9 protein-coding genes are annotated in these 13,294 nt (G+C 71.3%); 4 read left to right on the top strand and 5 right to left on the bottom strand.

From position 1 onward, the window contains the following. Positions 1-101: 101 nt before the first annotated feature. Entirely contained in the window at positions 102-1,586 is a 1,485-nt protein-coding gene (locus tag IFU40_RS07925) for a phosphotransferase (RefSeq protein WP_191925963.1), read from the bottom strand. Positions 1,587-1,649: 63 nt separating this feature from the next. Here IFU40_RS07925 and nudC point away from each other — a divergent pair, with 63 nt between their 5' ends. Together nudC and IFU40_RS07915 are read left to right on the top strand one after the other, a co-directional pair. Continuing rightward, a complete protein-coding gene (nudC, locus tag IFU40_RS07920; protein ID WP_191925962.1) occupies positions 1,650-2,576 on the top strand; it encodes an NAD(+) diphosphatase in 927 nt (308 codons plus the stop codon). Then, the gene (locus IFU40_RS07915) at positions 2,573-4,324 is read left to right on the top strand and encodes a UvrD-helicase domain-containing protein (RefSeq protein WP_191925961.1); all 1,752 of its coding nucleotides are present in this window, start codon (positions 2,573-2,575) and stop codon (positions 4,322-4,324) included. The genes nudC and IFU40_RS07915 overlap by 4 nt, the downstream gene beginning before the upstream one ends. Positions 4,325-5,113: 789 nt before the next feature. Here the strand turns inward: IFU40_RS07915 and IFU40_RS07910 are convergent. Further along, a complete protein-coding gene (locus IFU40_RS07910) occupies positions 5,114-6,535 on the bottom strand; it encodes a zinc-dependent metalloprotease (RefSeq protein ID WP_249404146.1) in 1,422 nt (473 codons plus the stop codon). 186 nt (positions 6,536-6,721) lie between these two features. Between IFU40_RS07910 and IFU40_RS07905 the strand changes: the two genes are divergently transcribed. Continuing rightward, the gene (locus IFU40_RS07905; protein ID WP_055939654.1) at positions 6,722-7,849 is read left to right on the top strand and encodes a YlbL family protein; all 1,128 of its coding nucleotides are present in this window, start codon (positions 6,722-6,724) and stop codon (positions 7,847-7,849) included. 43 nt (positions 7,850-7,892) lie between these two features. Next, on the top strand, positions 7,893-10,850 hold the full coding sequence (locus IFU40_RS07900) for a UPF0182 family protein (RefSeq protein ID WP_191925960.1): 2,958 nt from the start codon (positions 7,893-7,895) through the stop codon (positions 10,848-10,850). 841 nt (positions 10,851-11,691) lie between these two features. Here the strand turns inward: IFU40_RS07900 and IFU40_RS07895 are convergent. Genes IFU40_RS07895 through IFU40_RS07885 form a run of 3 tightly spaced genes read right to left on the bottom strand, consistent with a single transcriptional unit; the run spans position 11,692 to position 13,294 of the window. After that, positions 11,692-12,585, bottom strand: coding sequence for a prenyltransferase (locus tag IFU40_RS07895; RefSeq protein WP_055836285.1), 894 nt, complete (start codon positions 12,583-12,585; stop codon positions 11,692-11,694). After that, complete coding sequence (locus tag IFU40_RS07890; protein WP_070409714.1) at positions 12,582-12,929, bottom strand: lycopene cyclase domain-containing protein; 348 nt, start codon at positions 12,927-12,929, stop codon at positions 12,582-12,584. The genes IFU40_RS07895 and IFU40_RS07890 overlap by 4 nt, the downstream gene beginning before the upstream one ends. After that, positions 12,926-13,294 carry a lycopene cyclase domain-containing protein gene (locus tag IFU40_RS07885; RefSeq protein WP_191925959.1) on the bottom strand — a complete coding sequence of 123 codons (369 nt, stop codon included), beginning with the start codon at positions 13,292-13,294 and terminating at the stop codon, positions 12,926-12,928. Before IFU40_RS07885 ends, IFU40_RS07890 begins: the two co-directional genes overlap by 4 nt.

The raw sequence follows: 13,294 nt of genomic DNA, 5'->3' as shown, positions 1-13,294 counted from the left end.
GGCCGGTCAATCACGGTGAGCGCATTGCGAGCGGGTCGCCTACACCGAGCAGGCGCGGGCCGGCGCGACGGCTGAGGCCGTGCGAAACGGGCGCGAGCGCGTCAGGCCCCGTCGCCCGAAACCCCCCAGCGGCGGAGGGCCGCACGGCTGGCGCGCGCAGCGTCTTCCTCATCATCGTGGTCGGTGTCGTCGTGGTCGGTGTCTACGTGACCGTTCCGCAGCGCCGGCTCGTCGTGCCGAGCCCAGCCGGGGAGCGCGCCGTCGCCGTGTGCGGCGGCGGGTGAGACGTTCGCCTGCTCGTCGGCTCCCGCGTGCGCCTGTCCGGGCGCGGTGCCGGGCGTCTCGGTCCACCCGTCGAGATCGATCGGCTCGGTCGCGCCGGGCTCGGGTGAGGAGAACTCGTCCGTCGAGCTCGGGGCGGGCGGGGTGAACGCGAGGGCCCCCGTCTCGGCATCCGGATCCTGGTCGGCGGCGAGTGCGTCGGCGAGGGCCTCGGCCGCCGCGGCCCGATCGCGTTCGGCCGAGAGGTAGAGCGAGAGCGCCTCGGGGTCGTAGGCGTCGGTCTGCATCGAGGTGTCGACCGACCCGGGCGCCGAAATGGGGGGCACGCTCTCGACCAGGGCGAGGGCGTCGTCGATGTCGCTGCGCGAGTCGGGGATGATGTGGTCTCCGCGCACACCCTCGGCGAGGGCGTCGAGAAGGGCGACGGCGTCAGCGACGACGTCGGTTTCCCCCGCGTCGTGGCCGTGCACGAGCCAGCGCGCGAACTCCAGTTCGGCGTACAGGCGCGCGCGTTCGCGCAGCAGGGGGTCGGGGGACCGCTCCGCACCGGAGGCGTAACCGGCGTAGACGTCATCGGTGGCCAGCGGGGCCGAGGCGAGCCAGCGCAGGTCGACCGCGGGGTCGCCCACGCTCAATCCCGCCCAGTCCAGCAGGCCGACGACATGCGGCACGCCGTCGTCGTCGTCGGTGAGCAGGATCGACGAGCTCGTCGCGCCGCCGAGCACGACCGCCGCTTCGAACCGCCAGAGGTCGTCGACCTCGAGAGCGCGGCGCCAGCGCAGCATGAGGCCGTCGCTGACCCGGCCGGTGGCATCGGCGCGGTCGAGGAGGCGCCGGACGTCGTCGCGCGTCTGATCGGCGGAGCGCACGGGCAGGCCGTCGGTGCGCACGATCGACACGGGTAGGGCGTGCACGGCGGCCAGGGCGGCACCGATCGCCGGTGCGTACCCCGGGCCCTTGGGCAGGTGCGCGGGGTCGATGCGATAGCCGTCGATGTGCCCGACCACGAGCACGCGCTGGGCGCCGGATCCGCTCTCGCCGGCGACCTCGGGGACCGCGAAGGGCAGCAGGGCACGCACACCAGGGGTGAGCGCGTGAAGCGCGCGCGCCTCGGCGGCGAGGTCGGCGCCGTCGTCGTCGCCGGCCGGCATACGCACGACGAGCTCCCGTCCGTCGTCGGTACTCGCCAGGGCGGTGTCGAACCTCCCGCCGGCGTTCTCGGTCAGGATGCTGACGCGGGTGATGGCGGTGCGCGGCAGTGCCGCCGTCGCCGACGCGGCTAAAATGAGGGGCGAGCGTGCCATGCCCCCAGGGTAGGTCGGGCCCTCGCCCACCCGCCCGCGCCACGCCCTTGAGAGAGGTGTTCGATGCCGCTTCCCGTGCCTCCGCCGCACGATCACACGTCGCACGACCACCCGATCGACTCGGCCTTCGACCGATCGGCGATCGAGCGGGATCGCGTCGATCTGCTCGACTCCCTCCGTGAGGCGGCCGATACGCGCGTGCTGGCCGTCCGACGTGATGCGGCGCCCGTCTCCGACGCTCACCTGCGACTGGTGAGCGTGCCCGAAGTCGACGACGCGCTCGAGTGGGCGTTCCTGGGCAGGACGGCCGACGGTGCGGGGGTGCTCCTGGCCGTGCTCGCCGACGACGCCGAGCTCGACGGCGTCCCGGACGCCGCGTGGATGGCGCTGCGCACCGGGGGAGGCGATCTGCCCGCCGCCGAGGCCGAGGTGCTCACGACGGCCGTGGCTCTGGCCGGCTGGCTGCGCGATGCGCCGTTCTGCCCGGCCTGCGGCGCCCGCACCCTGCTCGGACAGGCCGGATGGTCGCGCCACTGCCCCTCGTGCGGCCGCCAGCACTTCCCCCGCACCGACCCGGCGGTGATCGTGCTGGTCACCGGCGGCGAGAACGACGACCGCGTGCTGCTCGGCGCGAACGCGGCCTGGGGTGGGGACCGGTATTCGTGCTTCGCGGGCTTCGGCGAGGCGGGGGAGTCGCTCGAAGAGACGGTGGAGCGCGAGGTCACCGAGGAATCGGGTGTGCGCCTGCGCGACATCGCGTATCGCGGCTCCCAGGCCTGGCCGTATCCGCGGTCGCTCATGCTGGGCTTCCGGGCCCGGGCCGTCGACGTCGACGAGGCCCGACCCGACGGCGACGAGATCGTCGAGGTGCGCTGGTTCGACCGCGGCGAGATCGCCGTCGCCCTGCGCGGCGAGGGATCGGTGCAGCTGCCCGGACCCGCCTCCATCGCCCGGCGTCTGATCGATGGCTGGGTTCGGGGCGACGCGTGACCGGCCCCCTCGACGGACTCGACGAGCACCAGCTGGAGGCGGCGCGCGCGCTGCGCGGACCGGTGTGCGTCCTCGCGGGCGCGGGGACAGGCAAGACCCGCGTCATCACCCGGCGTATCGCGCACGGCGTCGACACGGGCGCCTACTCGCCTCAGCGGGTCATGGCGGTCACCTTCACCTCGAAGGCGGCGGGCGAGATGCGGGGGCGGCTGCGGGCGCTCGGGGTGACGGGCGTCTCGGCGCGGACGTTCCACGCCGCGGCGTTGGCTCAGGTGAACTTCTTCTGGCCCACCCTCGCGGGTGACCAGGCACCCTCGATCATCGACAACAAGGTGCGCATGCTCGCGCACGCCGCCGACGGGGTGGGGCTGGCGCCCGACACCGCGACCCTGCGTGATGTGGCCGCCTCGATCGAGTGGCGCAAAGTGACCCTGCGCTCGGTCGAGCAGTACGCCGCGGAGCGACCCGAGGGCGTCGGTCGACTCGGGGTCGACCAGGTGGTCGCGTTGCAGCGGGCGTACGAGAAGCTCAAGGACGAGCGGCGTCAGATGGACTTCGAAGACGTGCTGCTCACCTGCGCGGGCATGATCGAGGCGGAGCCGCGGGTGGCCGCCGCCGTCCGCGAGCAGTACCGGCACTTCACCGTCGACGAGTATCAGGACGTCTCGCCCCTGCAGAACCGCCTGCTCGAGCTGTGGCTGGGCGACCGCCGCGACCTGTGCGTCGTGGGTGACGCCAGTCAGACGGTGTATTCGTTCACCGGGGCCGATGCCCGCTACCTGCTCGACTTCGAGCGGACCCACGACGACGCGCGCGTGGTGCGCCTGGAACGCAACTATCGCTCCAGTGCGCCGGTGCTGGCCGTCGCGAACGACCTCATGCGCGGCCGCGCGGGCGCCCTCGAACTGGTCGCCGCCCGCGACGACGAGGCGGTCGTCCCCACCGTCCGCGGGTTCGACGATGACGAAGCCGAGTCCACGGCCGTGGCCCGATCCATCGCCGATTCGATGAAGCGCGGCGTCGATCCGCACGACATCGCCGTGCTGTACCGCTCGCACGCGCAGTCGGCGGCGCTGCTGTCGGCGCTGTCGGCGGTGGGGGTGGCGGCATCCGTCCTGGGCGGGCGCAAGTTCTTCGACCTCCCCGAGGTGCGGCAGGCGCTCATGGCCCTGCGCGCGGCGTCGGTGGCGCCGCTGGAGACGGGTTTCCACGCCACGGTCCGTGACGTTCTGCGCGGAATGGGGCTCACCGACGATCCCCCCGAGGCCGGGGGCGCCCTCCGCGAAGCGTGGGAGGCACGGGCGGCGCTGCTGCGCCTGGCCGAAGAGGCCCCGGACGACATGGACCTCCGTGCGTTCACCGACGACCTGCAGGCGCGCGCGCGTGACCAGCATGAGCCGACGACGCGCACGGTGACGCTGGCGACGCTGCACGCGGCCAAGGGTCTGGAATGGGATCACGTCTACCTCGTGGGGGTGAGCGAGGGCCTGCTGCCGATCTCGTACGCGAAGACGTTCGAGGCCGTCGACGAGGAACGTCGACTCGCCTACGTCGGGGTCACCCGTGCCGCGCGCACGCTCTCGGTCAGCTGGGCACGGGGACGCGGGCGGATGGAACGCTCGCCGTCGAGGTTCCTTCGAGAGATCGGCAGTGGCAGTCTGCACTCGGTCGATGCAGCTGCCAGACCCGCCGGAACGAATCGACGCGCAGCCGCACCGACCGCGTCGTCTCGGCGATCGGCGAGCTGAGCAGCGAGCGCGCCGCGCGTCCCGCCTCGGCCGCCAAGGCGGCGTCGACGTCGGGTCTGGGCCGCGCGAGCAACTGCGCGGCGAGCGTCGGCCACTGCTCGTCGTGATGGCGGGTCACGGCGTCGAGGCATGCGAGGCACGCGGTGCGCCCGGGGGCGACGACGGGGCCGACGGTGGCGCTCGCACCGTCGAGCGCGAGCGGCAGATGCACGACGTCGTCGCGCACGTACATCGCCGCGCGGCGGGGATCGACACGGTGCGACGCGAGCACGACGACCCGCGTCCCCCGCGGGACGGGCTCGGTCACACGCCCCGCCCAGGCGATGAGGCGCGTGCGGGGCGGGAGCGCCGCGAGCACCGCCTGCACCGCCCGTGCGGACAGGTCGTCGCCGGCCTGGAGCACGAACGGCGCATGACGCCGAGCGCGGCGCAACGCCGGTGAGACCTGCGCGATCAGGGCGTCGGCATCGTGATCGGTTCCGCCGTGCACACGTGTCAGGGCGCGCAGGGCCGGGGCCGTCGTGCCCTCTTCGAGAGCGGCGACGCAGGCGTCGACCCAGGCGTCGGCGCGGGGGATGCGCGCGATCGCCGGAGCGCCGAACTGCACGCTGCCGTCGGGGCGCCAGAGCGGGGGAGCGGAGGGGTCGAGTCTGATCATCGCCCGAGCATGACGCAGGGGTTGACCCCGGATGCCGTTATCCCCAGCCATCCTCGTCGGATCGCGCGTGGGGAGGACGGGACGGGGAACCGATGCCCGGGTCGGCGCGACGGCCGACCCGGGCGGACCGATCAGACAGGGCGCTGGTCGCCCGGAGTGCCGTCGTCGTCGCGCCGGTCGTCGCCGGGGAGCACATCGCCCGGGAGCACGTCGCCGGGGAGGGCCTCGTCCGCCGAGGAATCGGCATCCGGCGCGCCGTCGCGACCGTCGCCACTGGTCTCTTCGGCGATGAGCTGGGCGAGAGCGTCGTCCATGGCATCCGAGGGAGCCGCTTCGCCCCGTGACGCGGCGCTCAGACGGGCGATGAGGGCGGCGGGGTCGTCGATATCGTCGGCCGACGGCATGAGGTCGGGGTAGTCCCACAGCGCGTCGCGTCCGGCGACACCCACGGCGTCGGTGACGGAGCGCCACATCGCGGCGGCCTCGCGCATGCGACGCGGACGCAGCTCGAGCCCGACGAGCGAACCGAGCGCCTGCTCGGCGGGCCCGCCCACGGCCCGGCGTCGACGCACGGCCTCGGCGATGCGCGCGGCCGACGGGAGGCGCGAGGTGGCGTCTTCGGTGACGACGTCGACCCAGCCCTCGATCGTCGCCAGGAGGTTCTCGAGACGCGTCAACGTCGCGGTCTGCTCCTCGGAACGCGCCGGCAGCAGCGCGCCGCTCTCGAGTGCGCCGCGCAGCTCTTCGGGCTGCGAGGGATCGAAGCGCGAGGCGAGGTCTTCGAGGGCGTCGGTGTCGACGCGGATGCCGTGGGCGAAGTCGCGCACCTGCGCGATCACGTGCAGCCGCAGCCACCGGGCGTGCCGGAAGAGGCGGGCATGCGCGAGCTCGCGCGTGGCGAGGTACAGCGCGAGCTGGTCGTCGGGGATCTCGAGATCGCGACCGAAGTCCGCGAAGTTCTGCGGCAGGATCGCCGCGTCGCCCTCGGGCATGACGGGGATGCCCACATCGCCGCCGCCGACGACCTCGGTCGACAGGCGACCGACGACGTGTCCGAGCTGCGTGGCGAAGAGCGAACCGCCGACCGTGCGCATGAGCCGCCCGGCGCCCGCGATCATCTCTTGCATGTCGTCGGGTGCCTGCTGGCCGAGGGCCTCGGTCAGCGCGTCGGCGATGCTGGTCGCGACGGGTTCGGCGAGCTCCTGCCAGAGGGGCAGGGTCGCGCTCACCCAGGCGCCGCGGGTGACCACGCGCGGGGGACGCGGGAGGTCCGAGATCGTCGTCGCCTCGCCGAGCCAGAGACCGGCGAGCGTGAACGCCTGGTCGATGTCGGTGCGCTGGCCCGTCGACACGCCGAGGCCGTCCTGGTTGGCGATGTGCAGGGCCTGGCGTTCGGCGAGGCTCCAGTCGACGCCCTCCTGCGTGCCGGCGAAAGCGCCCTGCAGTTGGTTCATCACCTGCTGCAGCATGGCCGGATCGATCTGCATGCCCGACAGGCGCGACAGCTGCTCGGGATCGATGCCGCTGGTGTCGCCCGACATGAGGCGACGCATGAGTTCCTGGAACTCTTCTTCGGGGCTCCGGTCGTCGGCGCCTCGGTCGTCGTCTGCCACTTCAGCCGCCTTTCAGCCGGGTCATCGGGATCACGACCTACGCTAGTCGCACGCTTCCCCGCTTCCCCCGGCACGGCTCCTCGCCGCTTACGCCGCGCGCGAACGACCCGGCAAAGGATTGAGACCGTGACCCTGTTCGACGACAACGCCTCCGTCGTGCCCGCATCGCCGCAGCGGTGGCGGCGCAGCACCGTCGCGGGCCTGTGGTCGCTCGCGATCGCCGTGATCCTGCTGTTCGTGATGACCTTCCTGCCGTCGGCGTACGTCATCCAGCAGCCCGGCCCCGTGTTCGACACCCTCGGCACCTCGACCAACGCCGAGGGCGAGGAGGTGCCGCTGATCAGCGTGCCCGACGAGGATGACGACACCTCCACCGGTCAGCTCGACCTGCTCACCGTGCAGGTCAGCGGCAACCGCGAGCGCACACCGTCGTGGATCGAGCTCGCGCTGGCCTGGTTCGACCGCTCGCGCGCCGTGGTGCCGATCGACCGCATCTTCCCCGCCGGGCAGACGACCGAGCAGCGCAACACCGAGAACGCCGCCCTCATGACCGACTCGCAGGTCGAGTCCTCGGCCGCGGCGCTGCGGGCGCTGGGCTACGACGTGCCGCAGCAGATCGCCGTCGCAACCGTCGACGACTCGGGTGCGGCGGCCGGCCTGCTGCAGCAGAACGACGTCCTCACCACGGTCGACGGGGTCACGGCGCCGAACGTCGACGCCGTGCGCGCGGCGGTGCAGGCGGCCGCCGGTGCGCCGGTGACGATCGGCTACGAGCGCGACGGCGCAGCCGGGACGGTCGAGATCACCCCGCGCCAGACCGACGTCAACGGTCAGCAGCAGTACCTGCTGGGCGTCGGCCTCATGCTCTCGTTCGACCTCCCCGTCGACGTCAAGATCCAGCTGAACGACGTGGGCGGCCCGAGCGCCGGCATGATGTTCGCCCTCGGCATCATCGACAAGATGTCCCCGGGCGACCTCACGGGCGGACAGCACATCGCCGGCACCGGCACGATCGACGCCGACGGCAACGTGGGCCCCATCGGCGGCATCCGGCAGAAGCTCTACGGAGCACGGGATGCCGGGGCGACCTGGTTCCTCGCACCCGCGGCGAACTGCAACGAGGTCGTCGGCCACGTGCCCGACGGCATCCGGGTGTTCTCCACCTCGACGCTCCAGGAGTCGCTCACGGTGCTCCAGACGATCCGCGACGGAGGCGATCTCGACGCCCTCCCGACGTGTGGTTCGGGATCGTAGCATTCACGGCGTACCCCGAGAAGGGCGCGCCTAGGATGGGGGAGTGACCACGACCTCAGCGCCGAACCAGGCCACGCCCCCGAACCGCTCACGACGGATCATCTCGATCACCCTGGCGGTGATCGCAGCTCTCCTCGTCGCCTTCTTCGTCTTCGCGAACCTGTACTCCGATTGGCTGTGGTTCGCCCAGCTCGGCTTCACGGAGGTGCTGACCACCCAGTGGATCGGGCGCACCGTGATGTTCGTCGTGGGCTTCCTCGCGATGGCGGTGCCTGTGTGGGGCGTCATCCAGCTCGCTTACCGACTCCGCCCCGTCTACGCGCGTCTGAGCTCGCAGCTCGACCGCTACCAGGAGGTCGTCGAGCCGCTGCGCCGCCTGGCGATGTGGGGCATCCCGATCTTCTTCGGCTTCTTCGCCGGGTTCGCGGCATCCGCCCAGTGGGAGACCACCTGGCTGTGGTTCAACGGGGTCGCCACCTCGGTCACCGACCCCCAGTTCGGCCTCGACACCGGCTTCTACCTGTTCGGGATGCCGTTCTACGCGGCCGCGCTGGGCTTCGCCTCGGCCGTCGTGCTCGTCAGCCTGCTGCTCACCGCCGTGGTGTCGTACCTCTACGGCTCGGTGCGGGTCGGTCAGCGCGAACTGCGCATCTCGAAGGCCGCGCGCATCCAGCTCGCGATCCTCGCCGGTGTCTACCTGTTGCTGCAGGGTGCGAGCCTCTGGCTCGACCGCTTCCGCACGCTCGTCGAGCCGTCGGAGCGCATCACCGGACCGGGTTACGTCGGTGCCAACGCCGTCATCCCCGGACAGACGATCCTGGCGATCGCGGCGGTCATCGTCGCGGCGGCGTTCTTCGTCACGGCTTTCATCGGCCGCTGGCGCTACCCGCTCATCGCCACCGCGCTGCTGGTCGTCTCGGCGATCGTCGTCGGTGCCGCGATCCCGTGGGCGGTGAACACCTTCCAGGTGCGCCCGAACGAGCTCGCCCTCGAGAGCCAGTACTACCAACGCAACCTCGACGGGACGAAGGCCGCGTACGGCATCGACGGTGTCGAGAAAGAGGACTTCCAGGCCGAGACGCAGGCCCAGGCCGGTCAGCTGCGCAACGACGCCGAGTCCACCGCGCAGCTGCGCATCATGGACCCCGCGATCATCGGCCCCACCGTGCGTCAGCTCGAGCAGTACCGTGCGTACTACCAGTTCAACACCCCGCTCGACGTCGACCGGTACACGATCGACGGTCAGACTCAAGACACCGTCGTGTCGCTGCGCGAACTGAACATCGGTCAGCTGGGCGATGCCGCGTCGTGGCAGAACACGACCCTCGTCTACACCCACGGCTACGGCATGGTGGCGGCGGCGGGCAACGAGCGCACCGCCGACGGCGACCCGGTCTTCCTCGAGCAGGCCATCCCCGGCACCGGTTTCCTCACCGACCTCAAGTACGAGCCGCGCGTGTACTTCGGCGAGCAGTCGCCGGCGTACTCGATCGTGGGTGGAGAAGAGGGCGGCGAGCAGATCGAGCTCGACTACCCGCTGGGTGCCGACGGGGGCAGCGAGACCCGCACGACCTTCGCCGGCGACGGCGGACCGAGCGTCGGCAACGTGTTCAACCGGCTCATCTACGCGCTGAAGTTCCAGTCCGAGCAGATCCTGTTCTCGGACTACGTCAACTCCGAGTCGCAGATCCTGTACGACCGCAACCCGAAGGAGCGCGTGCAGAAGCTCGCGCCCTACCTGACCCTCGACAGCGACCCGTACCCCACGGTCGTCGACGGACGCATCAAGTGGGTCATCGACGGCTACACCACGAGCGCGAACTACCCGTACTCGTCGGGCGTGTCGCTGTCGCAGGCCATCGCGGACTCGAACAACCCGGCCCCCACCTACGCGCTGGATGACATCAACTACATCCGCAACTCGGTCAAGGCCACGGTCGACGCCTACGACGGTTCCGTGAGCCTCTACGCCTGGGACGACGAAGACCCGCTGCTCAAGGCGTGGCAGAACATCTACCCCACGACGATCAAGCCGTGGACCGACATGTCCGCCGATCTCATGAGCCACGTGCGGTATCCCACCGACCTCATGAAGGTGCAGCGCTCGATGCTCGGCGTCTACCACGTCGACGACGCGCGCTCCTTCTTCCAGCAGGACAACCGGTGGACGACGCCGAACGACCCGCAGGACCCGGCCGCCTTCCAGCCGCCGTACTACCTGACGATGAAGATGCCGAGTCAGGACGACCCGTCGTACTCGATGTTCACGAGCTTCATCCCGGCCTCGCAGGGCGGTCAGGCTCGAAACGTCTTGACGGGCTACCTCGCCGTCGACTCGAACGCGGGCGATCAGAAGGGAACGAAGCGCGACGACTACGGCCGATTGCGCATGCTGGTGATCGATTCGTCGACCACGGTGCCCGGACCCGGACAGGTGCAGAACACGTTCGACTCCGACACCAACGTGTCGTCGCAGATCAACATCCTGAAACAGGGACAGTCGCAGGTGCTCAACGGCAACCTGCTGACCCTCCCGGTCGGCGGCGGTCTGCTCTACGTGCAGCCGGTGTTCGTGCAGTCGTCGGGTGACACCAAGCTCCCGCAGCTGCGTCGAGTCCTCGTGGCGTTCGGTAACAAGATCGCGTTCGAGAACACCCTGAGCGAAGCGCTCGACACCCTGTTCGGCGGTGACTCCGGAGCCAACACCGGCGACGAGACGGTCACCCCGACCGACCAGGGCGACGGCACCGGGAACACCGGGGGCACCACCCCGACGGTCCCGGCCGGCGACTACGCGGCCGCGCTGGCCGAGGCACGCAGTGCCCTCGAAGCGCGTCAGTCGGCGTTGACGAGCGGAGACCTCGCGGCCTTCGCGACGCAGGACGCCCGCCTCACCGCGGCCGTCCAGCGCCTGCTCGACCTCGAGAGCGAGGGCCAGGGCGGCACGGTGTCGTTCGACCCGTCGGCGACTCCGACCCCCGAGGCCACCCCCGCGGGCTGATTCCGCTCACCGACGCCGGCGCTCCGCTCACGCGGGGCGCCGGCGTCGTCGTTCCCGCCGCGCATCCCCGTTGAGTGTCCACGACACGCCGCGTCGCCCCAGCCCGGGACGGCGTGTCTTGGACACTCGACGGTGGGGTGCTGGCATCCCGGGCCCGATCTTGCGCGGGTGACGGCCGCGACGCCACGCTCACCGCGCCGCGCTCACCGTGCCCCGCTCCTCGCGCTCCCCACCCTGTTGAGTGTCCATAAAACGCCGCATCACCGCGGCTTGCAGCGGCGTGTCTTGGACACTCGACGGTGGGATGTCGGCATCCGGGGCCCGCCCGTGCGCGGTGACGGCAGCGACGCCGCGCTCACCGCGCCGCGCTCTCCGCGCCCCGCTCCTCGCGCTCACCACCCTGTTGAGTGTCCATAACACGCCGCATCACCCCGGCCCGCAACGGCGTGTCTTGGACACTCGACGGTGGGGTGCCGGCATCCCGCACCCGCCCGTGCGCGGTGACGGCCGCGACGCCACGCTCCCCGCGCCGCGCTTTACGCGCTGCCCACCCCGTCGAGTGTCCACGACACGCCGCATCACCCCGGCCCGCAACGGCGTGTCTCGGACACTCAACGGTGGGGTGCCGGCATCCCGGGCCCGTTCATGCGCGGTGACAGCCGCGCTGCCGACCGCGACGCCCCGCTCCCGGCCCCGCCCACCCCGCCGAGTGTCCACGACACGCCGCATTGCCCCGCCCCGCAACGGCGTGTCTCGGACACTCAACGATGGGGATGCCGCCACCCCCGCACCCGTTCGCGCACGCGGACGGACGCGCGGCCGAGCGCGGCGCCCGCGAGCGTCAGGCGCTCAGGAACCACCACCAGATCAGCAGCATCGTCGTGCCGAAGCCGGCGATCTGGTTGAGCCAGAGGAAGCGGTTCCATCCGGCGGTGGCGCGGTCGCTCTCGGCATCGGTGACGTTGCGGTACGGCCAGCAGACGACGAGGTACGGGATGACGAGCACGGCGGCCAGCGGCCCCGGCCACGCCGTGAGCAGCATGGCGACTCCGGCCAGGGCGTAGGCGACGAGGGCGAAGCGCACGGTCCAGCGGGCGCCGCGCGCCGTGGCGATCGACGAGATGTCGGCGGCGCGGTCGGCTTCGACGTCCTGCACGGCGCCGAAGGCGTGCGACGCGATGCCCCACAGCGCGAAGGCAACGAGCACGGCGACGAGCTGCCAGGTCCACGTCGCCCCGGCGAGCACGAGACCGTACACGGCGGGCGAGAAGAAGTGGATGCTGCTCGTCATCGAGTCGGCGAACGGGCGCTCCTTCAGCCGCAGGGGAGGGGCGGAGTAGAACACGACGAAGAACAGGCTGATGGCCAGCACGAGCCACGACAGCGGCGATCCGATGGCGACGAGGTACACCACGAACGGCACACACGACAGCGCCGAGGCCCACAGGGTGATGCGGTGCATGCGCTTGTCGAGCACGGCGCCGTGGGTGCCGCCCTTGCGGGGGTTGCGAAGGTCGGACTCGTAGTCGAAGACGTCGTTCACCCCGTACATCGCGAGGTTGTACGGCACCAGGAAGAAGATCGCGCCGACGATGAGCGGGGCGTCGATCTGCCGGGTCGTGAGCAGGTACGCCGCGGCGAACGGGAAGGCGGTGTTGATCCAGCTCACCGGCCGCGAGGACACGAACAGCTCGCGCAGCACGCGCGCGGGGGTGAGGGCGGCGGGGGTGGTCATGCGGGGTCCTTCCGCGACGAACGCGAGGGTGAGGGCTGCGGCGACGGAGACCGCGACGAAAGCAGGGTGTACACCGCGGGCACGAGGAACGCGGCGCACAGCGGGTACGCGAAGTCCTCGATCGGGGCGAGCCCGAGACGCAGCCCGCTCAGGTGCTCCTCGGGGTACGAGAACAGGTCGACGGCGATCATGAGGTTGTCGAACACGAGGGTGAGACCCACGAGTACGAGGGCGGTGAGCCCCGACGAGACCATGCGCTCGGCGAAACGCGGACGCCGGAGCGTGGCCAGCGTCACGAGGACCGTGACGATCACGAACGGCAACACGATCAGCGGGTACGTCACGGCCGCTCCCCGGGCGCCCCCGCGGGGTGCCGCGCCGAGACGCCGAGCCCCCGTCGCCGCGCCGCCCGCCGCTCGAACACCGCGAACATCACGATCGACAGGTAGCTGAGGAACAGCAGGAAGAAGACTTCCTCGAGGGGCAGGTGAGGGGCGAGCGTGACCCCGATGAACAGCGGGCTCTCGCCCTTGACGAACACTCCGGTGACGATGCCGACGACGTCCCAGACGAGGAAGAACGCCGTCGACAGCAATACCGCGGCACTGGTGCGCGCCGGGGCGACGCGCAGGGCCAGACCGAACTTCAGATCGATCGCGATCATGCCGGCAAAAGAGAAGAGGATCGCGCCCAGGTAGATCCCCGGCAC

Source organism: Microbacterium sp. CFBP 13617, from assembly GCF_014839445.1.
GTDB lineage: Bacteria > Actinomycetota > Actinomycetes > Actinomycetales > Microbacteriaceae > Microbacterium.
The sequence above is the reverse complement of the archived record's forward strand: the minus strand, read 5'-3'. Positions and strand labels throughout refer to the sequence as shown.